This window comes from Variovorax nivicola (assembly GCF_051216475.1).
Classification (GTDB): domain Bacteria; phylum Pseudomonadota; class Gammaproteobacteria; order Burkholderiales; family Burkholderiaceae_C; genus Variovorax.
Map to the genome: position 1 here is coordinate 201,387 of NZ_JBPJZK010000009.1, position 20,524 is coordinate 221,910.

18 protein-coding genes are annotated in these 20,524 nt (G+C 67.5%); 9 read left to right on the top strand and 9 right to left on the bottom strand.

The features are described from left to right. Positions 1 to 6 precede the first annotated feature (6 nt). Complete coding sequence (locus tag ACSFBF_RS29350; RefSeq protein ID WP_435473150.1) at positions 7 to 966, bottom strand: LysR family transcriptional regulator; 960 nt, start codon at positions 964 to 966, stop codon at positions 7 to 9. Positions 967 to 1,083: 117 nt separating this feature from the next. Here ACSFBF_RS29350 and ACSFBF_RS29355 point away from each other — a divergent pair, with 117 nt between their 5' ends. After that, a complete protein-coding gene (locus ACSFBF_RS29355; protein WP_435473250.1) occupies positions 1,084 to 2,406 on the top strand; it encodes a serine hydroxymethyltransferase in 1,323 nt (440 codons plus the stop codon). A gap of 4 nt (positions 2,407 to 2,410) precedes the next feature. Here ACSFBF_RS29355 and ruvC read toward each other — a convergent pair whose 3' ends face one another. Then, complete coding sequence (gene ruvC, locus ACSFBF_RS29360) at positions 2,411 to 2,959, bottom strand: crossover junction endodeoxyribonuclease RuvC (protein ID WP_093056250.1); 549 nt, start codon at positions 2,957 to 2,959, stop codon at positions 2,411 to 2,413. A gap of 150 nt (positions 2,960 to 3,109) precedes the next feature. Between ruvC and ACSFBF_RS29365 the strand changes: the two genes are divergently transcribed. Then, entirely contained in the window at positions 3,110 to 5,173 is a 2,064-nt protein-coding gene (locus tag ACSFBF_RS29365) for a tetratricopeptide repeat protein (protein ID WP_435473152.1), read from the top strand. Positions 5,174 to 5,321: 148 nt separating this feature from the next. On the opposite strand, the gene ACSFBF_RS29370 is transcribed toward ACSFBF_RS29365, so the two are convergent. Further along, a complete protein-coding gene (locus ACSFBF_RS29370) occupies positions 5,322 to 6,311 on the bottom strand; it encodes a phosphatidate cytidylyltransferase (RefSeq protein WP_435473154.1) in 990 nt (329 codons plus the stop codon). Positions 6,312 to 6,315: 4 nt separating this feature from the next. Next, entirely contained in the window at positions 6,316 to 7,194 is an 879-nt protein-coding gene (locus tag ACSFBF_RS29375) for a lysophospholipid acyltransferase family protein (protein WP_435473156.1), read from the bottom strand. Between the two features lie 9 nt (positions 7,195 to 7,203). On the opposite strand from ACSFBF_RS29375, the gene ACSFBF_RS29380 reads away from it, so the two are divergent. After that, positions 7,204 to 7,623 carry a ribosomal maturation YjgA family protein gene (locus ACSFBF_RS29380; protein ID WP_435473252.1) on the top strand — a complete coding sequence of 140 codons (420 nt, stop codon included), beginning with the start codon at positions 7,204 to 7,206 and terminating at the stop codon, positions 7,621 to 7,623. Here the strand turns inward: ACSFBF_RS29380 and mtgA are convergent. The 5 genes from mtgA to ACSFBF_RS29405 form a co-directional block, all read right to left on the bottom strand. Continuing rightward, positions 7,589 to 8,332, bottom strand: coding sequence for a monofunctional biosynthetic peptidoglycan transglycosylase (gene mtgA, locus ACSFBF_RS29385; RefSeq protein WP_435473158.1), 744 nt, complete (start codon positions 8,330 to 8,332; stop codon positions 7,589 to 7,591). The genes ACSFBF_RS29380 and mtgA overlap by 35 nt on opposite strands. After that, positions 8,329 to 9,177 carry a shikimate dehydrogenase gene (gene aroE / locus ACSFBF_RS29390; RefSeq protein WP_435473160.1) on the bottom strand — a complete coding sequence of 283 codons (849 nt, stop codon included), beginning with the start codon at positions 9,175 to 9,177 and terminating at the stop codon, positions 8,329 to 8,331. The genes mtgA and aroE overlap by 4 nt, the downstream gene beginning before the upstream one ends. 30 nt (positions 9,178 to 9,207) lie before the next feature. Further along, positions 9,208 to 10,062: an energy transducer TonB gene (locus ACSFBF_RS29395; protein ID WP_435473162.1), complete on the bottom strand. Its 855-nt coding sequence runs from the start codon at positions 10,060 to 10,062 to the stop codon at positions 9,208 to 9,210. Positions 10,063 to 10,111: 49 nt separating this feature from the next. Continuing rightward, the gene (locus ACSFBF_RS29400; protein ID WP_435473164.1) at positions 10,112 to 12,175 is read right to left on the bottom strand and encodes a ribonuclease catalytic domain-containing protein; all 2,064 of its coding nucleotides are present in this window, start codon (positions 12,173 to 12,175) and stop codon (positions 10,112 to 10,114) included. 139 nt (positions 12,176 to 12,314) lie between these two features. Further along, a complete protein-coding gene (locus ACSFBF_RS29405) occupies positions 12,315 to 12,908 on the bottom strand; it encodes a YqiA/YcfP family alpha/beta fold hydrolase (protein WP_093056235.1) in 594 nt (197 codons plus the stop codon). Positions 12,909 to 13,294: 386 nt separating this feature from the next. Here ACSFBF_RS29405 and ACSFBF_RS29410 point away from each other — a divergent pair, with 386 nt between their 5' ends. The 6 genes from ACSFBF_RS29410 (at position 13,295) to ACSFBF_RS29435 (ending at position 20,523) form a co-directional block, all read left to right on the top strand. Next, positions 13,295 to 14,041 carry a response regulator transcription factor gene (locus ACSFBF_RS29410; protein ID WP_093056233.1) on the top strand — a complete coding sequence of 249 codons (747 nt, stop codon included), beginning with the start codon at positions 13,295 to 13,297 and terminating at the stop codon, positions 14,039 to 14,041. Positions 14,042 to 14,047: 6 nt separating this feature from the next. Further along, positions 14,048 to 15,892: a sensor histidine kinase gene (locus ACSFBF_RS29415; protein ID WP_435473167.1), complete on the top strand. Its 1,845-nt coding sequence runs from the start codon at positions 14,048 to 14,050 to the stop codon at positions 15,890 to 15,892. 32 nt (positions 15,893 to 15,924) lie between these two features. Then, positions 15,925 to 17,079 carry a rod shape-determining protein RodA gene (rodA, locus tag ACSFBF_RS29420; protein ID WP_258351212.1) on the top strand — a complete coding sequence of 385 codons (1,155 nt, stop codon included), beginning with the start codon at positions 15,925 to 15,927 and terminating at the stop codon, positions 17,077 to 17,079. A gap of 55 nt (positions 17,080 to 17,134) precedes the next feature. Beyond that, positions 17,135 to 18,595, top strand: a complete 1,461-nt coding sequence (gene tldD / locus ACSFBF_RS29425) for a metalloprotease TldD (protein WP_093056227.1) — start codon at positions 17,135 to 17,137, stop codon at positions 18,593 to 18,595. Positions 18,596 to 18,637: 42 nt separating this feature from the next. Continuing rightward, positions 18,638 to 19,177 carry a hypothetical protein gene (locus ACSFBF_RS29430; RefSeq protein ID WP_435473170.1) on the top strand — a complete coding sequence of 180 codons (540 nt, stop codon included), beginning with the start codon at positions 18,638 to 18,640 and terminating at the stop codon, positions 19,175 to 19,177. Between the two features lie 227 nt (positions 19,178 to 19,404). Then, positions 19,405 to 20,523, top strand: a complete 1,119-nt coding sequence (locus ACSFBF_RS29435; protein WP_435473172.1) for a 3-deoxy-7-phosphoheptulonate synthase — start codon at positions 19,405 to 19,407, stop codon at positions 20,521 to 20,523. The last annotated feature ends 1 nt before the right edge of the window (position 20,524 follow it).

Below are 20,524 nucleotides of genomic sequence, written 5' to 3' on the forward strand. Positions count from 1 at the left end.
CCTGCTTCAGGCTGCGGCGAGTGCTTGCAAGGCTTGCACCTGCTGCGCGAGCAGCGGCCCCTTGCGATGCGCAGGCACCAGCAGCATGACCGTGTCCCCCAGCGCCTTCGGTCGTCCCCAGGGCGCATGCAGCTTGCCTTGCGCAAGCAATGGCACAACGAGCCGCTCACGGCCCATCAACACGCCTTCGCCATCGAGCGCGGCCTGCAGCGCGAGGCTGTAGAGCGAGAAGTCCGGGCCGGCGGCCATTGCTTCGGCTTCGGCCGTCGTGACACCGGGGCGAACAGCTTGCAGCCAACGCGGCCAATCGTCGCGCCACACGGTGTCGTGCAGGCCGCCGCAGCGCGCGAGCAAGTCCGCCAGATCATCGAGTGAGCGAGGACGGCCGCTGGGCAGCGGCTGCTGCAGGCGCGGGCTGCACACGGGCAGCAGCCGGTCGCGCACGAGCGGAATCGCCTGCGCGCCGACAGCGGTCTCGATGTGCTCGCCGGCCCGCGCATAGAACAACCCAAGATCGAAAGGCTCGCGGCGAAAGTTCGGCGGCTGCTCCAGCGCCGTGACGGACACCTGCACGCCGGGCAGCGCAGCCTTCAGCCGCGAGAGCCGCGGCGACAGCCACAGCTGCGCCACGGCCGGCAGGGCAGCTACTTGCAGCGTGCTGCGGCGCGCGGCGGTCTGTGTCTCGTGGCGCAGCGCCTGCACTGCCAGGCCGAGCTGGTCGACGGCCGCGCTGAGCGCCGGCAGCGCGCGCCGCCCGTGCGCGCTCAGGCGAATGCCCTGGCTGTGCCGCTCGAACAGCGCGCCGCCGGCCCAGGTCTCTAGCGTCTTGATCTGCTGCGCGACGGCGGCCGGCGTGACGAAGAGTTCTTCGGCTGCACGCGCGAAGCTGCCGTGGCGTGCTGCTGCCTCGAAGGCGCGCACGGCCGTGTGCGGCGGCAGGCGAGGGCGGGGCGGTGCGAGCGGCATCGGAGCAATCCTTCAGGCCAAGTTTTTCTAGGGCTCAGGCCCAGATTATCCGGTTTGCCCGACCGGCGGCGGCAGGCGACGATGCAGCCACTCACCACTTCCAGCGAGATCCGCCGCATGCCAGCCGCCCTGCAACGCCGCCCCTGGGTTCCCGCCGCCAGCGAAGACCACGTGCTCTCCATCGCCGCCGACGCCGCTGCGCGCGATGCAGCGGGCGTCGCCGCCGAGATCGAACGGCTGGTGGCCGACAACCACCGCATCCACGATGTCGAGGGCCTGAACCTCAACCCCGCGACCAACGTGATGAACCCAGCCGCCGAGGCGCTGCTGTCGCGCGGGCTTGGCTCGCGCCCCTCGCTCGGCTATCCGGGCGACAAGTACGAGATGGGGCTGGAAGCCATCGAGCGCATCGAGGTGGTCGCCGCCGAATTGGCGGCCGAAGTATTCGGCGCGAAGTTCGCCGAAGTGCGCGTGAGCTCCGGCGCGCTGTCGAACCTCTACGTGTTCATGGCAACCTGCCAGCCCGGCGACACGATCATCGTGCCGCCGCCCAGCATCGGCGGCCACGTCACGCACCACGCGGCGGGCGCGGCCGGGCTCTATGGCCTGAAGCCGGTCTCCGCGCCGGTGGATGCCGACGGCTACACGGTCGACGTGGTTGCACTGGCGAAGTTGGCGCGCGAGCTGAAGCCGAAGCTCATCACCATCGGCGGCAGCCTGAACCTGTTCCCGCACCCGGTACCCGCGATCCGCGAGATTGCCGACAGCGTGGGCGCGAAGCTGCTGTTCGATGCCGCGCACCTCTCGGGCATGGTGGCCGGCAAGGCGTGGCCGCAGCCTCTCGAACAGGGCGCGCATGCGATCACCATGAGCACCTACAAGAGCCTGGGCGGCCCGGCCGGCGGTTTGATCGTGTCGAACGACGCGGCGCTGATGGAGCGCATCGACGCCATCGCCTACCCCGGCCTCACGGCCAACTCGGATGCGGGCCGCACCGCCGCACTGGCCCGCGGGCTGCTCGACTGGAAGGTGCACGGCGTTGCCTATGCGGCCGCGATGCGCGAGACCGCGCAGGCGCTGGCGCGCGCGCTCGATGCGCAAGGCCTGCCCGTGTTCGCGAAGGCGCGCGGCTTCACGCAGTCGCACCAGCTTGCGGTCGAGGCGGCGCGCTGGGGTGGCGGGCAGCATGCGGCGAAGAAGCTCGCGCAAGGCGGCCTACTGGCCTGCGGCATCGGCCTGCCGATCGCACCTGTGGACGGCGACATCAATGGCCTGCGGCTCGGCGTACCGGAGATCGTGCGACTGGGCTTCACGCCTGACGACATGCCGCAGCTGGCCGATTGGATCGCGCGGGCTCTGGCAGGCGATGCGCCCGCCGTGGCCGTCGAAGTGCGAGAGCGCCGCAAGCGCCTCGGCGAACTGCGCTACATCGTGCGCTGAGTCATCAGCGCGAGCGCCCCTGCCGGTAGGTGCCGGCATGCGTCTTCGACAGCTCGGCCGCTTCAGCGAGCCGCGCCATCGACCGACCCACCTGCGCATGCGTGATGGCAATGCCCAGCGCATCCGCCGCGTCGGCGCCCGGCAGGCCTGGCAGCTCGAGCAGCCGCCGCACCATCTCCTGCACCTGCGCCTTGGCGGCCTGGCCATGGCCGGCCACGGCCTTCTTCATCTGCAGCGCGGTGTACTCGGCCACTGAGAGGTTGTTGCTCACCAGCGCGGTCACGCAGGCGCCGCGCGCCTGTCCCAGCAGCAGCGTCGACTGCGGATTGACGTTGACAAAAATGATTTCAACCGCCGACGCATCGGGCTGATAGCGCGCGGTGATTTCCGCGATGCCGTCGAACAGCACCTTCAGGCGGGCCGGCAGGTTGCCGGTGCCCAGGTGCCGGGTACTGATGGTGCCGCTGGCCACGTAGCGCAGCGCATGGCCGTCCGCGTCGACCACGCCGAAGCCGGTGGTCTGCAAGCCGGGGTCGATGCCAAGAATGCGCATGAAAGGAAGCGAAAAGGCTTACGCCAGTGCAAAGAGAAGAGAGAAGGGACCGAACTATCGCTCGAAAGCAGCGCTATCGCGGGCAGAATCCGTGCCGATTCGTACAGTCTGCCCCGCTTTCCGCAGGGCGCGCCACACAAGGAAGCGAATGTGAATGTAGTCGAGTCCTCCGCGCAGCGGCAACTGGACGAGGCGCAAGCCTTGATCGAACGCCTGCAGCAGCACCCCGCCGAACGCGCAGCCGCGAGCTTCCGTCGCATCGAACTGCTCAACGACCTGGGTCGCCGCAACGAGGCGCTGGCCGCCTGTACCCGTCTGCTCGACGAGTACGCAGCCAGGCCCGATGTTGGCGTGGTCGTGCCCTGCTGCCAGGCGCTGCGCCTGCTGGCGCACATGCTGCGCCAGATGCATCGCCCCGCCGACGCGCTCGCCACGCTCGATCGCCTGATCGCTGCGCACGGCCAGCGCAGCGAGCCCGCGATCCGCGAGCACATCGCCCACGCGCTGTATCAGCGCACCTGGTGGATCGACGAGCCCGAGGCGCGCTGCGAAGCCTGCGATGCCATGAGCGAGCTGCTCGACAGCCAGCCCGATGCCGCGCTCGACGCGTGGCGCGTGGAGGCCCGGCTGCTCAAGGCCGAGATCGAACACCATCGCGGCCTGCCGCAGGACGCGCTTGCCACGCTGGAAGCGGTGATCGAGCGCTTCGATGGCAGCACTGACCCCGGCGTGGTGCTGCGCGTGGCGCGTGCGCGCCTGGCCTCGGTGCTGAACCTGCGCGAACTGGCGCAGCACGCACAGGCCCAGGTGATGTGCCTGGCCGTGGCCGACCAGATCGAGGCCAGCCTCGCCGACGCGGCGCCCGAGCTGCGCATCGAGGGCGTGCGGGCGCTGACGCTGTTCTTCGACGGCTTCGGCATCGACGAGCACGCGAACCGCGCCGAGCTGGTCGGCTGGCTGCTCGACCGCTACGGCCGTGACGAGTCGTCGCAGGTGCGCCGCATGGCCGTGCGCCGTGCCTACGACTGGTCGGTGGGGTTGCGCGAGCAGGACGATGGAGAAGCCGCGCTGGCCGCCTGCGAGCGGCTGCTCGTAACCTTCGGTGCGGACACCGACGCCGGCGTGCAGCGCACCGTGGCGGGCGCACTGCTCAACAAGGGCTTCGTGCTGCTCGAACGGCTCGGCCGGCCCGAGGATGCACTCGCGGTGTACGAGCAACTCGCGAAGCAGCTGAAGGACACGCCCACGCCCGAACTGCAGGACACCCTGGCCAAGACCACCGCCGGCCGCCAGGCCTGCCTGAAGCGACTGCGCAAGGCCGATACGGAGCTGCCGCCCGAGCTGCGCGACGAGGTGCGCGACAAGGTCAAACAGGGTCGCAAGCACGGCGATGCGGGCGAGTCGCGAGAGGCCATCGCACTGTTCGACGAAGTGCTGGCCGCGTATTCCGCATCACCCCACCCGGAGCTGCGTCGCCAGTGCGCTCGGGCGCTCGTCCACAAGGCCTTCTGCCTGGTGGCGCTCGACCGCTTTGCCGAAGTGATAGCCGCCGCCGATTCAATGGACGCACGCTACGGCGCCGACCCGTCGACGGAAATGCAGGAGACGGTCGCGCTGTGCCTGCAGTACAAGAGCACCGCGCTCGACCGCCTCGGCCTGCACGACGACGAGATGCGGGTGCACGACGAGATCGTCGCGCGCTGGGGCAACTCCGAGCTGCCGGACCTGCGCGGGCGCGTGGTCGGCGCGCTGTTTCGCAAGGGCGCCACCCTGCGCCGCACCGGCCGCCTCAAGGAGGCCGTGGCCAGCTACGACGAAGTCATCGCGCGCACCACCGGCGCGAGGGAAGGCACGCTGCAGCTATGGGCCGCCAAGTCGATGATCAACAAGGCCAAGGCGCTCGACAAGCTCGGCGATCCCGTGGGGCAGGTCAAGGCGTATCGCGCACTCATTGCGCGCTTCGGCGATACAGGCGATGCCGCGTTGCGCGAGCGCGTTGCCAATGCCTGCGAATGGCTGGCCGAGGCCGAGGGCAGGCAGGGGCGCGTGGAGGCGCAGCGCGCGGCGCTCGAAACCGCGCTGGGTCGTTTCAGCACGGCGTTGTCGGCCGAGCAGCGCACGCGACTGACGCGCGAGCTGCAGGCGTTGAAGGCCAAGGCCTTCGGCCGCGCGGCGAAGCAGGCCTTCGACCGAGTGGTGCGCCGCAAGGCTTGAGCAGTTCACGTCGCTCTGCGGCCCGAACTGTCCTTGGGGTTCTTCCAGGAATACCGCGGAACCGGCTTTGCCGGGCCGCAGGTATTGCCCCCTGCAAGGGGGGTGGCGAAGCGACACGAAGTGCGCGCAGCCTGGGGGTGTGCCAAGTTCAGGCGTTGAAGTACCAGCGGATGGAGTGAAAGAAGATCGGGGCGGCGAAGCAGAGCGCATCGACCCGGTCCAGCAGGCCGTTGGCCCCCGTCACGCCAACGCCTTTCTGCCCCCAGTTCGGAATGCCCCGGTCGCGCTTGAGCGCCTTCATCACCAGATGCCCCATCGACCCCGCGATGCACGCAATGACCGACACCGCGAGCGCCTGCCCGAACTTGAACGGCGTGATGAACGAGAACAGCGCGCCCACCAGGCTCGCCACCACGATGCCGATGCCCCAGCTGGTCCAGTTGAAGCTGCGGCTCACGTTGGGCGCGAAGGGCGCGCGCTGCATGCGGCGCGAGATCAGGTGCTGCACCAGCACCGAGGTCTGCACCACGAACACCAGGAAGAACACGAGGAAGGCGCTCTTGCCCTCGTAGCCCGGAAAGCTCAGCAGCAGCAACGCCGGCACGTGGCTCATACCGTAGACGCAGACCATGATGCCCCACTGCAGCTTGGCGTTGCGCTCCAGGAAGTGGCTCGGGTCGTTGGCCAGCGCGCTCGCCACGGGGATCGCGAGGAATACGTAGACCGGAATGAACACGGTGAACAGATCGAAGCGCGCCGTGGCCACCAACCAGAACTGGATCGGCAGCACCACGAAGAAGGCGAGGATGAGGCTGCGGTGGTCGCCGCGCCGTGTGGGCGAGAGCGTGATGAACTCGCGCAGCGCGAAGAAGGAGATCAGCGCGAACAGCACGGTAGCCACGGTTTCGCCCAGCGCCCAGCCGATCCAGAAAATGATGACCATGAACCAGGTCGTGCCCAGCAGCGCGCGGAAGTGCGCCAGCTCGGCCTGCCAGGTGGCGTCGTGCACGGGGTTGCGCTTTTCCCTGAAGCTCAGGAAGAAGGCGGTGGTGCTCACGATCACGAGCACGCCGAAGATGATCAGGAAAAGTGCCGCGACCTGTTGGGTCGGGCTGAGGCTGCGCAGGAACTGGTTCATGTCGTCAGACGTCGCGCAAGGCGATCACGGCGGCACGCGCCCGGTCGAGGAAGGGGCGGCGTTCTTCGTCTGCTTCGACGCGGATCGGCGCGCCGAAGGTGACGGAGCAGAGGATGGGCACCGGCACGATCTCGCCCTTGGGCATGACGCGTTGCACGTTGTCGATCCATGCCGGCACCAGCACCACGTCGGGGAACATGGTGGCGAGCGTGTAGAGGCCCGACTTGAACTTCTGCGGCTCGCCTGTGTGGCCGCGCGTGCCTTCGGGGAAGATGATGATCGAGTCGCCGCTGCGCAGAGCTTCGACGAGCGGTGCGAGTGGATCGATGGCTGGGGCCGGTGCAGCGACCGGGACTTCTTCGGACGCCGCGGGCGGTGGCGGCTCTGGAGGAGGAGGCGGCGGTGGAGCGGGCGGCTCGGGAAGGTCGAGTCGGCCCTGCGCTTCGGGCACGGTCTCTGCGGGCGGTGCCGGCGGCGTCAAGGGCAGCAGCGGCTCCATCGAGGGCTCGATGCGCTCGGCAGGCATCGACGGGCGTTGCTGTGGCGGGGCTTCGGCCATCACAGATGCGGGTACAGGAGGTGCCGCGGCTGCAGCAGGCGCCGTCGCCTGTCGCTCCACATACACCGCGTTGAACACCTCCGTCGTGATCCACCGCTTGACCGGGGTGTTCGCCCAGTAGTCACGCGCCGCGATCGGCCGCGTGATGCTGCGCAGCTCTTCGGGCAGGGCCGCCCAGATCATCACGAGGTCGGCGTGGCTCTGGTGATTGGCGAAATAGATGCGCTGCTCGGCCTTCGGCGGACAGCCATACCAGCGCGCCTGCGCGCCAGTGAGCAACCGGACGATTCCCAACAACAACCAACCCGTGAGCTTTGCCAGCATATGGGCGCGATGATACGGGCCATGCGATGGCGTTTCGATCCTCTTTCACTCGTGTGGGCGGTGGCCCTGTTTCTTGTTCTCGTGCTGCTGGCCACCGTCGGTGCGCGCTGGGGCTGGCTGCGCAGCTTCTTCGGCGACGTGCTGGCCGTGGTGTGGGTCTACTTCGTCTTCCGGACGGTGATCGGCACGCGCGTGCTGCCGCTGGCGTTGGCCGCGCTGGGCGTGGGCCTTGCGGTCGAGCTCGGGCAGTACCTTGCTGCGGCGTGGCACCTGCATATTTCGAACCGCGCCTTGCGCATCGTGCTCGGCAGTACGGCCGACTGGTGGGACGTGCTGGCCTATGTGATCGGATTCTTCGCCGTGCTGGCCATCGAGGGCCTGCGCGATGCGGCCGTCAGGGCAGTTCGGCCGCAGGCATCCGCGCCATGACCGTCGACGCCCGACCGCTCAGGTAGGGTGAGCCGATCCGGCGCTCGAAGAACTTGGGGCTCGGCAGCATCACCGCGAGGCGCGCGGCCTCGTTGGTGCTCAGGCGCGAGGCCGGCTTGCGGAAGTAGTACTGCGACGCCGCCTCGGCGCCGAACACGCCTTCGCCCCACTCGACGTTGTTGAGATAGATCTCGAGAATGCGCCGCTTGTCGAGCAGCACTTCGAGCAGCGTGGCGAGCACCAGCTCCTGGCCCTTGCGCAGCAAGGTGCGTTCGCCGGACAGCAGCAGGTTCTTCGCGAGCTGCTGCGTGATGGTCGAGCCGCCGCGCAGCTGCACGGGCCGCACCGGCCTTCCGCGCGCCGCCGCGCGTGCTGCGCGCTTGGCCGCGAGCTCTTCGGCCCTGGCGTTGCGCTGGCGCGCGCGCTCGATGGCTTCCCACTCCACGCCGTTGTGGTCGACGAAGCCGGCGTCTTCGCTCGCGATGACGGCGCGCTTGAGCGTGTCGTTGATCTGCGCGTAGGGCACCCACTCCTGCCGCCATCCGCCGCCGCTGCCCTGGTGGATGGCGATCTGGAAAGCCTCGGAGCGCTGGAACGCGGTGCTCTGCGGATCGATCACCGCCATCGTCGCGATGCGCACCACGAAGAACAGCTCGAGTGCCACGCCCGCCACCACGAGGCAGGCGATCAGGCGCAGCACTGCCTTCATTTCAGCTCGGCTCGAATTTCGGCCAGCACTTGCGCGGAAGGCGGGCGCACACCGCGCCATATCTCGAAGGACTCGGCCGCCTGTTCGACCAGCATGCCGAGCCCGTCGCGCGCGACCGCGCCATGCGCCTTGGCCCAGGCCATGAAGCCCGCTGCCGCAGGGCCGTACATCATGTCGACCGCGAGTCCGCCGGCGCGCAGCACGCTGGCCTTCACGGGCACCGCGTCGCCTGCAAGACTGGAGGCGGTGGCGTTGACCACCACGTCGAAGGCACCCGGTACTTCGTCTAGCGTCCAGGCTTCGAGTGATGCGCCATGGCGCAGCGCAATGGCCGCATGGCGACGCACCAGCTCGACGGCCTTGCCCACGGTGCGATTGGCCACCACGACGCGCGAAGCGCCCGCGTCGAGCAGCGGCCCGAGCACGCCGGCCGCCGCACCGCCCGCGCCGATCAGCAGCAGCGCCTTGCCTTGCAGCGGCACGGCCGCGTTGCGAACGATGTCGTTGACCAGGCCGATGCCGTCGGTGTTGTCCGCATGGATGCTGCCGTCGGCGTCGAAGCGCAGCGTGTTGACCGCCTGCGCGAGCAGGGCGCGTTCGCTGGTGTGCTGCGCCAGCGCGGCGGCTTCGAACTTGAAGGGCACGGTGATGTTGCAGCCGCGCGCGGTGTCGCCGCGTTCGGCGGCTTCGCTGCAAAAGGCCGCGATGCCTTCGGCAAATGCGCCAAGCGGAATCAGCCGCCGGCCGTAGCTCATCTGCTGGCCGCAGAGCTCGGCAAAGCGCGCGTGGATGCGGGGCGAGCGGCTGTGCTCGACGGGGTTGCCCATGACGCAATACAGGTCCATGGCGTCTGCCTTCTTTTGTTGCGTCTACTTCTACTGCGAGGAGAGTTCGACCGACCCGTCGTGCGCGAACCGGAAGTGCGGCCGGATCACGATCTGGTCGGCGTGCTCCTTGCGCATCGCGTCGGTGAAGGTGCCGAAGTTGCCGACGCTGGCAACGATGGCCTGGGCGCGCTTGTCCAGCAACGCAATGCCCGAGCTTTCATCGACCACTGTCGAGAGCAGGCGGCCGTCGAAGTTGACCGTGATGGTCATCGTGAGCTCGCCGTAGAGCTTCTTGCCGGCGAGCGTCGGAAAGTTGGCGGTGCCCTGCGCTTCCACCCGGCGGCGCAGCGAATCGACGTAGGTGGCGAAGGCCGCCTCGCGTGTGAAGGGGCTCAGGAAGCGCTTCTTCGGGCGTGCGTTTTCTTCGTTCACGCGCCGCTCGATCTCGGCCAGCAGATTGATCATCTGGCGGCGCTTTTCTTCCTGCGCCGTGGCCTCGGTCGGGTCTCCGGGGTTGCGCGGGTCGGGCGCGGGCATTGCGGCCAGGTCGCGCTTGAGCTGGGTGAGCATCTGCATCTGCTCGGTCTGCATCGCATCGACCTTGCGCTGGGCGTCCTCGAACGAGTCGCCGATGGTGGTGAAGCTCGACGGCGGCAGCGGGCTGGTTGCGCGGCCCTTGTCGAGATCGCCTCCGCCCGCAAGCGAGGTCTGCGCCCGCAGCCGGGCGGCGGGGTCGGGCTTGTCGTTGGTCTTGCTGTTGACCAGGATCACTTCGAGCGGCGTGTCGCTGAAGACCTTGTTGAACGACTCGGGATCGACGAAGCGCACCGCGAGCAGTGCGGCATGCGCAATGACCGACACGCCCAGTGCAATCTGTAGCGTGCTGAGGTCCTTGAAGTTCATTCTCGAAATTCCTCCAGGGGCTGCATTTCTCCGGACGATCCGCCGGGGTTCATGCAGGTGTGTTTTCGGGCGCGGCCTCGCTGTCGCTCAGGTCGACGGCAATGGCGATGGGGCCGGCCACCACTTCTTCGTCGTCGCCCTCATCGCTTTCGTCTGTGAGGGCCGCATCGGCCTTCGGCGTGTCGAGGCGTTCGAGCACCGTGCCGCTCACGTCGAGCGCGATCTCGTCGATCTCGCCGAGCTTCACCCGCAGGCGCGCACCGCGTTCCTGCTGGCCGGCCACGGGGAACACCAGCGGCAGCATTTCGGCACGCACCAGCGCGCCGTTCGGCAGGTCTTTGATGACGGTGGCTTCGAGCTCGGTGATGCCCTGCTGCTGCAGGTACTTCAGCGTCCAGAAGCGTTCCATGCCGCCCTGGTAGGCGTTGTACGTGGCATAGGCCGCGTCGAAGCCCGAGAGAATGGAGAACAGGTCGGCGTCCTTCGGCTTGAAGGGCGCGGCCAGCGCCGCGGTCTTGCCGTGGCGTGCGGCGGCGATGATCTGCCACTGGTTCACGAGGTCGGTGTAGCGGCGCAGCGGCGAAGTGCTCCAGGCGTAGCTCTTCACGCCAAGGCCCGCGTGCGGCAGCGCGCGCGTACCCATGCGCACCTTGATGCCGGGCGCGAGGCTGGCCTGGCTGCGGTAGAGCCCGGGCACGCCCAGCTCGCCGAGCCAGCCGCCCCAGCTGCTGTTGGCCAGGATCATCGCTTCGGACACGATCAGGTCGAGCGGTGCGCCGCGCTGGCGCGTGCTGATCTGCACCTGCTCGCTGCCGATGGGCTCGCCCTCGTTGCCAACGAGGCGGAAGTTGTAGTCGGGCCGGTTGAAGTTCTCGGGCTTGCCGCGCACCACTTCGCGCTGTGCCTTCAACTGCTTGGCAAGGCGGAACAGGAACGAGAGCGGGGTGCGCAGATTGGCGGCGGCTTCGGGCGTGTTGTCGCTCTGGAAAGAAGCGTCTTCGAGCCAGGGCTGCGTGACGACGGTGTCGAGCTGGTCGTGGCGCAGGTTGGCCACGATGGGCACGCGCTCCAGCTTCGTTTCGGTGCCTTGCAGCTCCAGCGTGGCTTCGTCGAAGCGCGCGTACAGCGACACGGCAGGCCGGTCGCCGCCTTCGAGCAGCGTGTAGGTGTTGACTACCTCGTCGGGCAGCATCGTGATCTTGTAGCCCGGCATGTAGACCGTCGACATGCGCGCACGCGCCACGTTGTCGATGGCGCTGCCGGGCGTGAGCGCGAGAGCAGGTGCGGCGATGTGGATGCCCACTGTGATGGTGCCCGTGCCGAGGCCCTGCACGGAGAGCGCGTCGTCGATTTCGGTGGTCTGCGAATCGTCGATCGAGAAGGCCTGCACCTCGGCGGCCACGGGCAGGTCGTCCACGATGGCGGGCGCCGCGAGCGCAGGGAAGCCGGTGCCCTTGGGGAAGTTTTCGAACAGGAAGCGCCGCCAGTGGAACTGGTAGGGCGAATCGATGGCGCCGGCACGCTCCAGCAGGTCGAGCGGCGGACGCTGCGTGGCGCGCGCGGCGTCGACCACGGCCTTGTATTCGGGAGCGTTCTTGTCGGGGCGGAACAGGATCTTGTAGAGCTGCTCGCGCACCGGCGCGGGGCACACGCCCTCGGCCAGCTGCGCAGCCCACTCGGCGATCTGTGCCTGGATGACTTTCTTCTTCTCGATGGCGGCCAGCGCCTGCTGCACGATCTCGGCCGGCGCCTTCTTGAAGCGCCCCTTGCCCGCACGGCGGAAGTAGTGCGGCGCTTCGAACAGCGCGAACAGGGCGGCGGCCTGCTGGGCAAGCGAGGGCTTCTCGCTGAAATATTCGGCGGCCAACTCGGCAAAGGCGAATTCGCCCTCGGGCGCGAATTCCCAGGCAAGGTCTAGATCGAGGGCGGCGGCGAGCGAGCGCGCCTCGGCGATCAGATCGGCGGGCGACGGTTTCTCGAAACGCAGCACGATGTTGGCGCCCTTGACCTTGACGCGCTTGCCGGTTTCGAGCTCGACTTGTGCCGATGCTTCGGCCTCCGACAGCACGCGGCCGCCGAGGTACTTGCCGGCTTCTTCAAACAATACAAACATTTCTCGATTGTCCCACGCTGAAACGGGCGCGATCCCATTCCAGGGATGCCGGGGAACCGGCTTTGCCGGGCCGCAGGCATCGCCCCCTGCAAGGGGGTTGGCGAAGCGACACGAAGTGCGCGAAGACTGGGGGTGAGTTCTAGACCGGGTTGATGAAGGCCATCACGTCGTCGAGATGGGCTTTCTCGAAATCCGACAGGGCATGGTCGCTGCCCTCGAGCAGCTTGATGTTGCTGTCGGGGTAGCGCGCGGACATTTCGTGCCAGTCGAGCGCCTCGTCGCCCTTGGCGATGATCGCGAACACGCGTTCAGGCCGCGTGAGCGGGCCGACTTCCATCGCGCGAAGCTCGTGGATGTATTCGGGACGGAAGTAGAAATGCTCGGCCGGGTCGTGCCAGACGGTCTGGTCGCCGATGTAGCGCGTGAGGTCGCGCGCGGGATGCACGGCCGGGTTGAGCAGCACCGCGCGGCAACGCGTCATGCCGGCCACGTAGGTGGCGTAATAGCCGCCGAGCGACGAGCCCACCACCGCCATCGACTTGCGCGGCCAGTGCGCGATGCCCTTCATCACCATGTCGATGGCGTCGTGCGGCGACGGCGGCAATTGTGGGCACCACCACTGCAGATTCGGATGCTGCCGCGCCACGCGCTCCGCGACGATCCGGGCCTTGGTCGAACGAGGCGAAGAACGGAAACCGTGCAGGTAAAGCAGGTGTGTGGTTTGCGGATCCATGCGAGGAAAAGACGGGAGGTGCGGGCGTCGCACCTCGCTTGCCGGGAACGGGTAATTCTGCATGAGGTCTGTTCTCGCGAGGCCGCTTCCAACATACAAAAAACCCGCCGGACGAGGTTCTTCGGTAAGGCCATAGCTTACTGAGAGCCCGAGGCGCGCCGGCATTTCGCGTGCCCCGGTTCGGGGTATGCCGTGCGCCTGGAATTCAAAAGTATTAAGGCCTTGACCACTGCGGCATGAATGGCCTACGTTCGGGTTACTTCATTTGCATGGGAAGGGGGGATATGCCCTGCAAAAAGCGGCGAAAGTTTCGCGGCGATGCTTCATCGTGGGCATCCCATGAACGGGGGAGGGCGTGTATGGATTCCCGGTGCGCGCCGGGGCTTATGCTCATGCCCATGAACACTGAGGCTCAGGACGACGCGACGCTACGCCGCTGGGGCGTGCTAGTCGTCGAAGACGATAGCCGCGCGCGTGCCTTTTTCGAGGCCAGCGTGCAGCGTAGCCCGCGCCTTTTCTGGCTCGGCAGTGCGGGCACGGTGCAGGAAGCGCTGGGCTGGCTGTCCCGCACCACCACCATTCCCGACGTGCTGCTGGTCGATCTCGGCATGCCCGACGGCACCGGGCTCGACGTGATCCGCGACGCCGTGGCGCGCTTTCCCGGCTGCGAGCCGCTGGTGGTGTCTGTTTTCGGCGACGAAGAGAACGTGCTCGCCAGCATCGAGGCGGGTGCCGTGGGTTACATCCACAAGGACGCCGCGCCGGAGGACATTGCGCAGACCATCGTGGAGATGAAGGCAGGCGCCTCGCCGATCTCGCCCATGATCGCGCGGCGCGTGCTCGCGAAGTACCGCAGCCTGCAATCGGCGGCCGTTCCCGGCGCGCCGCCGGGTGCGGCGCCTGAAGCAGCCGCGGACGAATCCGACCGCGGGCTGTTGTCGGCTCGCGAACACGAGGTGCTGACGCTGATCGCGCGCGGCTTCTCGTATGCGGAGATCGCGCGACTCAAAGGCCTGAGCGTGCACACCGTGCAGACCCACATCAAGAATCTCTACGGAAAGCTCGCCGTGCATTCCAAGAGCGAGGCCGTTTTCGAAGCGACGCGTCTCGGCCTGCTGTCTCATCCGGGCTGAGCACAGATGCGACCAAAATGGGCGTCGCTGCTGATGCTATGGCTGGCGATGCTCCTCGCGGGTATTGCCGGCGCCTCCGGTGCTGCCGCGTCCGAGGCTCCTATCGAACTGCGCCAGGGCACCGTGACGACCACGGTCGACGGCGTCACGCGCACCGAGCCGGTCGAGCTGTCCTACCACTGGGACCGCCAGCACAACGGCCGCCCCGGCATGGCGAGCTTCGACCTGCCGTTCACGCTCGAGGCCGAGCCCGAGACGCCGTGGGGCATCTTCATCCCGCGCGTCGGCAACGTCTTCGAGGTGCAGTTGAACGACGCGCTGCTGCAGGTCTACGGCGACCTGGACCGCAGCAACGACGCCGACTACGCCAAGGCGCCCATCTACGTGCCGGTGCCCGGGCGCCTGCTGCGCAAGGGCGACAACCTCCTGCAGATCCGCCTGCACGCCGACACCGCCCGGCGTGCGGGGCTGTCGCAAGTGGTCATCGGGCCGGCCGCGCCGGTGCGCACCGAACTCTTCGAGAGCGCCTATGCATGGCGCTTCACCGGCTCGGTGCTGCTGATGGCGTTCAGCCTGATCGTCGGCGGCATCGCGCTGGCGCTGTGGCTGACGCAGGTCGACGTCGATGCCAAGGGCGCCCAGCGGCGCGACGGCATCTACTTCTGGGCCGCGCTGGCGGAGTTCTGCTGGGCGGTGCGGGTGGCCGACGGCGTGATCGCCGAGCCTCCCCTGTCCTGGGGGCCGTGGGGCGTGCTGATGGCCGCCTGCTATGCGGGCTGGGCGGCCTCTTCCATGATGTTCGTCTACCACCTCGCAGGATGGGGGCGCGACCGCCGCTACCAGTGGGTGCGCTGGCCAATCGCGGGCATCGTGGCCGCTACGGTGCTGTTCAGCGCGCTGTCGCTGCAACGCGAGGAGCCGATGTGGCTCACCGGCTGGCTTGCTGTCCAGATCGTGTTCGTCCTCGCTTTTGTCAGCGCCTTCGCCCTCGCCACCCTGCGCAATCCGAGTGCCGAGCGGCTGCTGGTGGCCGGTGCGGCCATGGTGACGGTGATGTTCGGCGTGCGCGACTGGCTGGTGATCCGCCTCAGCGATGCCTATGGCGAGACCACCTGGGTGCGCTATTCGTCGGTGTTCTTCGGCGTGGCGCTGCTGCTGATCGTGCTGCGGCGCTTTCGTGCGGCGAGCGTGCTGGCGCGCGGATCGGTCGCGGCCCTGGCCGAGCGGGTGGCCCAGCGCGAACGCGAACTGGCGGCCACATATGCCGAACTCGAGGCCGCGGCGCGCGACCAGGCGCGCACCCACGAGCGCGAACGCATCCTGCGCGAAATGCACGACGGCATGGGCTCGCACATCACTTCGGCGATCCGGCAGTTGCAGTCGGGCCAGACCAGCTCGGGCGACCTGCTGCGCACGCTGCGCGATTCGCTGGACCAGCTCAAGCTGCAGATCGATTCGATCCACCTGCCGCCGGGCGACGTGGGTGCGCTGCTGGCAGCGGCGCGCTACCGGCTGGAACCCCGGCTGGCGTCTTCGGGCATCGAGTTCGAATGGGCGGTGGACGAGGTGGAGCCGGTAGAGCGGCTCGGCGCGCAAGGCATGCGGCAATTGCAGTTCCTGCTGTTCGAGGCGATCTCCAACGTGCTGCAGCACGCCCAGGCCACCGTACTGAGGTTCGAAGCCGGCATGCAGGGCACGACGGTGCAACTGCGGGTGATCGACAACGGCAAGGGCTTCGACGCCGTGAAGCATCGGCCGCGGGCGCTGGCGGAGCGTTCGGGGGCCATCGGGGCCCGGCTGACGGTTGAAAGCCGACCCGGGCGCACGGTCGTTCAACTCGAATTCGATTGAGGTCGCAGGCAGGGCGGGGATAATCCGCCCCCATGTCTGCCGTGTTCAATCAGCCCTCCCTGGCGCGTCGCATTGCGCCCATCTTCCAGGGCTTCGACGGCTTTCTGGCCTTCGCCGTGCTGCTGCTCGCGTTCGCCGGGCTGCTGACCATGTATTCCTCTGGCTACGACCATGGCTCGCGCTTTGTCGACCATGGCCGCAACATGCTGCTGGCCGGCTTCATCATGTTCGTGGTGGCGCAGGTGCCGCCGCAGCGGCTGATGCTGGCCGCCGTGCCGCTCTACACGATGGGCGTGGCGCTGCTGGTGGCGGTGGCGCTGTTCGGTATCACCAAGAAGGGCGCCCAGCGCTGGATCAACGTGGGCGTGGTGATCCAGCCCAGCGAAATCCTGAAGATCGCGATGCCGCTGATGCTGGCCTGGTGGTTCCAGCGGCGCGAAGGCCAGTTGCGGCCGCTCGATTTCGTGGTGGCGACGGTGCTGCTGGCGGTACCGGTCGGGCTCATCATGAAACAGCCCGACCTGGGGACCTCGCTGCTGGTGCTGGCCGCCGGGCTGGCAGTGATCTTCTTTGCCGGGTTGCCGTGGAAGCTGATCGTGCCGCCGGTGCTGATCGGCGCGGTGGCCGTGACGCTGATCGTGGGTTTCGAGTCGAAGCTGTGCGCCGACGGGGTCGATTGGCGCGTGCTGCACGACTACCAGAAGCAGCGCGTGTGCACGCTGCTCGACCCCAGCAAGGACCCGCTGGGCAAGGGCTTCCACATCATCCAGGGGATGATCGCCATCGGTTCGGGCGGGGTGGGCGGCAAGGGCTTCATGCAGGGCACGCAGACGCACCTCGAATTCATCCCCGAGCGCACCACCGACTTCATCTTTGCCGCCTATTCCGAGGAATTCGGGCTGATGGGCAACCTGGCGCTGATCTCGGCCTTCATCCTGCTGATCTTCCGGGGGCTGGTCATCGCGACCAATGCGGCGACCTTGTTCTCGCGCTTGCTGGCGGGGGCGGTCACCATGATCTTCTTCACCTATGCCTTCGTGAACATGGGCATGGTGAGCGGCATCCTGCCGGTGGTGGGGGTGCCGCTGCCGTTCATCAGCTATGGCGGTACGGCCATGGTGACGCTGGGGCTGGGGCTGGGGATCCTGATGTCGATCGCCCGGGCGAGGAAGCTGGCGCAGAACTAGCGCCAGAGTGCCCTTTGGGGCTGCGCGGAAGAGGGCGGCTGCCTAGAATGTCACGATGATCTCTCGCGAACCCACCATCGAGCGCCTCGCCACGGCGCAACAACTCCTTCTCACGCCGTTCGGCCTCGACGAATCGCACCTGAGCAAGGCCTTGGCCGAGATCACCGCGCACCGGGTGGACGACGCCGACCTGTACTTCCAGTACACGCGCAGCGAGGGCTGGAGCCTCGAAGAGGGCATCGTCAAGACCGGTAGCTTCAGCATTGACCAGGGCGTCGGCGTGCGTGCGGTCAGCGGGGAGAAAACCGCTTTCGCCTATTCGGACGATATTTCCGAAGCCTCGCTGCTCGACGCGGCGCGCACGGTGCGCTCCATTTCTTCCGCCGGCCGCACCGGCCGTGTGAAGACGCCGGCCCGCAAGATCGCATCGAGCCGCTCGCTCTACGACGGTATCGACCCCATTTCCACGCTCGACAGCACCACCAAGGTGAAGCTGCTCGAAAAGGTCGAAAAGCTGGCCCGCTCGCGCGATCCGCGCGTGGCGCAGGTCATGGCGGGCCTTGCGAGCGAGTACGACGTGGTGCTCGTGGCACGTGCCGACGGCACGCTGGCTGCCGACGTGCGCCCGCTGGTGCGCCTGTCGGTCACCGTGATCGCCGAACAGAACGGCCGCCGCGAAATCGGCTCCGGCGGTGGCGGCGGGCGTTTCGGCCTGGCCTATTTCACCGACGAGCAGATCGCTGAATACGTCGACCACGCCGTGAAGGCCGCCCTGACCAACCTCGACGCACGCCCGGCACCGGCCGGCGAAATGACCGTGGTGCTCGGCTCCGGCTGGCCCGGCATCCTGCTGCACGAAGCCATCGGCCACGGGCTCGAGGGCGACTTCAACCGCAAGGGCTCGAGCGCGTTCTCGGGCCGCATCGGCCAGCGCGTGGCGGCCAAGGGCGTCACGGTGCTCGACGACGGCACGATCGCCGACCGCCGCGGTTCGCTCAACGTCGACGACGAGGGCAATGCCAGCCAGCGCAACGTGCTGATCGAGGACGGCATCCTCAAGGGCTACATCCAGGATGCGCTCAATGCGCGCCTCATGAAGGTCAAGCCCACCGGCAACGGCCGCCGCGAAAGCTACGCACACGTGCCGATGCCGCGCATGACCAACACCTACATGCTCGGCGGCGACAAGGATCCGAAGGAAATCGTCGCCAGCATCAAGAAGGGCCTGTACGCCACGAACTTCGGCGGCGGGCAGGTCGACATTACGAGCGGCAAGTTCGTGTTCTCGGCCAGCGAGGCCTATTGGGTCGAGAACGGCAAGATCCAGTATCCGGTGAAGGGCGCGACCATCGTGGGCAACGGCCCCGACGCACTCACCCGCGTGACCATGATCGGCAACGACATGGCGCTCGACTCGGGCGTCGGCACCTGCGGCAAGGAAGGCCAGAGCGTGCCGGTGGGCGTCGGCCAGCCGACGTTGCGCATCGATGGTTTGACCGTAGGCGGTACGGCCTGAGGGCTTGTTAAGCTGCGCTCCTTTCACAACAAGGAGCGTTCGATGAGGATCAGGATCAATTCGTCCGCGGCTCTGTGGGCCGTGACTGCCGTGGTGGTGCTGGCAAGCGCAGGTTGCGCGTCGCGCGGCGGCTCCGGGGGCAGCCAGCCTGCGGCTGCGCCGGCACCCGCTGCCGCCCCCGCGGCACCGGCCCGTGGCGGCTCGAAGGCCGGCATGGATGCCCAGGGCAACGTGGTCGACTCGTCGAAGGTCGAAGCCGGCAGCGGCCGCACCGTCAAGGGCCTGAACGGCTACGAAGGCGAAATCACCGGCAACCCGGCGCGCAACAGCAAGTTCGCGCGTCTGCAGATCGGTATGAGCGCCAGGCAGGTCACCGACCTCGCGGGCCAGCCGACCGACCAGGGCGCCTACGTGACGGGCAAGGCCTTCATCCCGTTCTATTTCGGCAGCGACCGCCACCGTTTCGAAATGACCTACAAGGGCCAGGGCCGCCTCATCTTCGCGGGTGGCGGCATGGGCGAATACACCAGCGGCAACCTGATCTGGATCATCCACAACGCCAACGAGTCAGGCTACCGGTAAACAACGCCACGCCCGGTCGCTTGACCGGGTTTTTGCTTTCCGTGCTACATTCCGCGCACATGTCCGCCCTCCGCGCTTATTTCTTTGCCTACTTTTGGTTCCCGGTTTCCGGCGGACGAGAGGCGAGCGCGTAAAGCAAACGAACACCCTCCCAAAACCGCCGGTGCCCTGAGCCCCGGCGGTTTTTTTTTGCCCCTGCGATATTCACTCCAAACAAGGAAGCAACCATGAGCACGAACACTGCCCCGGCCAGCGACAGCTGGTATGCGAGCGTCGAAAAAACCAGCAAGACCGACGACGAACGCATCAAGGACATCAACGTGCTGCCCCCTCCCGAACATCTGATCCGCTTTTTCCCGATCCGCGGCACGCCCGTTGAAACCCTGATCGAAGGCACCCGCCGCAACATCCACAACATCATGGCCGGCAAGGACGACCGGTTGCTGGTGATCATGGGCCCCTGCTCGATCCACGACCCGGCCGCCGCGCTCGAATACGCCCGCCGCCTCAAGGTCGAGCGCGAGAAATACGCCGGCACGCTGGAAATCGTGATGCGCGTGTACTTCGAGAAGCCGCGGACCACTGTCGGCTGGAAGGGGCTCATCAACGATCCGTACCTCGACGAAAGCTTCCGCATCGACGAAGGCCTGCGCATCGCGCGCCAGCTGCTGATCGACATCAACCGCATCGGCCTGCCGGCGGGCAGCGAGTTCCTCGACGTGATTTCGCCGCAGTACATTGGCGACCTGATCTCCTGGGGCGCCATTGGCGCGCGCACGACCGAAAGCCAGGTGCACCGCGAATTGGCCTCGGGGCTGTCGGCGCCCATCGGCTTCAAGAACGGCACTGACGGCAACATCCGCATCGCCACCGACGCCATCCAGGCGGCGGCGCGCGGCCATCACTTCCTGTCGGTGCACAAGAACGGCCAGGTCGCCATCGTGCAGACCAACGGCAACCGCGACTGCCACGTGATCCTGCGCGGCGGCAAGGCGCCGAACTACGACGCCGCCAGCGTCGAAGCCGCCTGCAAAGACCTCGAAGCCGCCAAGCTGTCGCCCACGCTGATGGTCGATTGCAGCCACGCCAACAGTTCCAAGCAGCACCAGAAGCAGATCGACGTGGCGAAGGACATCGCTGCGCAGATCGCCGGCGGATCAAACCGCGTGTTCGGCGTGATGGTCGAAAGCCACCTGCAGCCGGGTGCCCAGAAGTTCACGCCGGGCAAGGACCAGCTGGCGGGCCTCGAATACGGCAAGAGCATCACCGACGCCTGCCTGGGATGGGACGATTCGGTGCAGGTGCTCGACACGCTCTCGAAGGCGGTCAAGCAACGCCGGGGCTGAA

Bases quoted from the DNA above. Each gene is read 5' to 3' on its own strand.
- tldD (WP_093056227.1), top strand. From the start codon at position 17,135: ATGATCTCTCGCGAACCCACCATCGAGCGCCTCGCCACGGCGCAACAA.
- ACSFBF_RS29370 (WP_435473154.1), bottom strand. From the start codon at position 6,311: ATGAACCAGTTCCTGCGCAGCCTCAGCCCGACCCAACAGGTCGCGGCA.
- ruvC (WP_093056250.1), bottom strand. From the start codon at position 2,959: ATGCGCATTCTTGGCATCGACCCCGGCTTGCAGACCACCGGCTTCGGC.
- ACSFBF_RS29395 (WP_435473162.1), bottom strand. From the start codon at position 10,062: ATGAACTTCAAGGACCTCAGCACGCTACAGATTGCACTGGGCGTGTCG.
- ACSFBF_RS29375 (WP_435473156.1), bottom strand. From the start codon at position 7,194: ATGCTGGCAAAGCTCACGGGTTGGTTGTTGTTGGGAATCGTCCGGTTG.
- ACSFBF_RS29430 (WP_435473170.1), top strand. From the start codon at position 18,638: ATGAGGATCAGGATCAATTCGTCCGCGGCTCTGTGGGCCGTGACTGCC.
- ACSFBF_RS29435 (WP_435473172.1), top strand. From the start codon at position 19,405: ATGAGCACGAACACTGCCCCGGCCAGCGACAGCTGGTATGCGAGCGTC.
- ACSFBF_RS29410 (WP_093056233.1), top strand. From the start codon at position 13,295: ATGCTCATGCCCATGAACACTGAGGCTCAGGACGACGCGACGCTACGC.
- ACSFBF_RS29400 (WP_435473164.1), bottom strand. From the start codon at position 12,175: ATGTTTGTATTGTTTGAAGAAGCCGGCAAGTACCTCGGCGGCCGCGTG.
- ACSFBF_RS29405 (WP_093056235.1), bottom strand. From the start codon at position 12,908: ATGGATCCGCAAACCACACACCTGCTTTACCTGCACGGTTTCCGTTCT.
- aroE (WP_435473160.1), bottom strand. From the start codon at position 9,177: ATGGACCTGTATTGCGTCATGGGCAACCCCGTCGAGCACAGCCGCTCG.
- ACSFBF_RS29350 (WP_435473150.1), bottom strand. From the start codon at position 966: ATGCCGCTCGCACCGCCCCGCCCTCGCCTGCCGCCGCACACGGCCGTG.
- ACSFBF_RS29380 (WP_435473252.1), top strand. From the start codon at position 7,204: ATGATACGGGCCATGCGATGGCGTTTCGATCCTCTTTCACTCGTGTGG.
- ACSFBF_RS29415 (WP_435473167.1), top strand. From the start codon at position 14,048: ATGCGACCAAAATGGGCGTCGCTGCTGATGCTATGGCTGGCGATGCTC.
- ACSFBF_RS29355 (WP_435473250.1), top strand. From the start codon at position 1,084: ATGCCAGCCGCCCTGCAACGCCGCCCCTGGGTTCCCGCCGCCAGCGAA.
- mtgA (WP_435473158.1), bottom strand. From the start codon at position 8,332: ATGAAGGCAGTGCTGCGCCTGATCGCCTGCCTCGTGGTGGCGGGCGTG.
- rodA (WP_258351212.1), top strand. From the start codon at position 15,925: ATGTCTGCCGTGTTCAATCAGCCCTCCCTGGCGCGTCGCATTGCGCCC.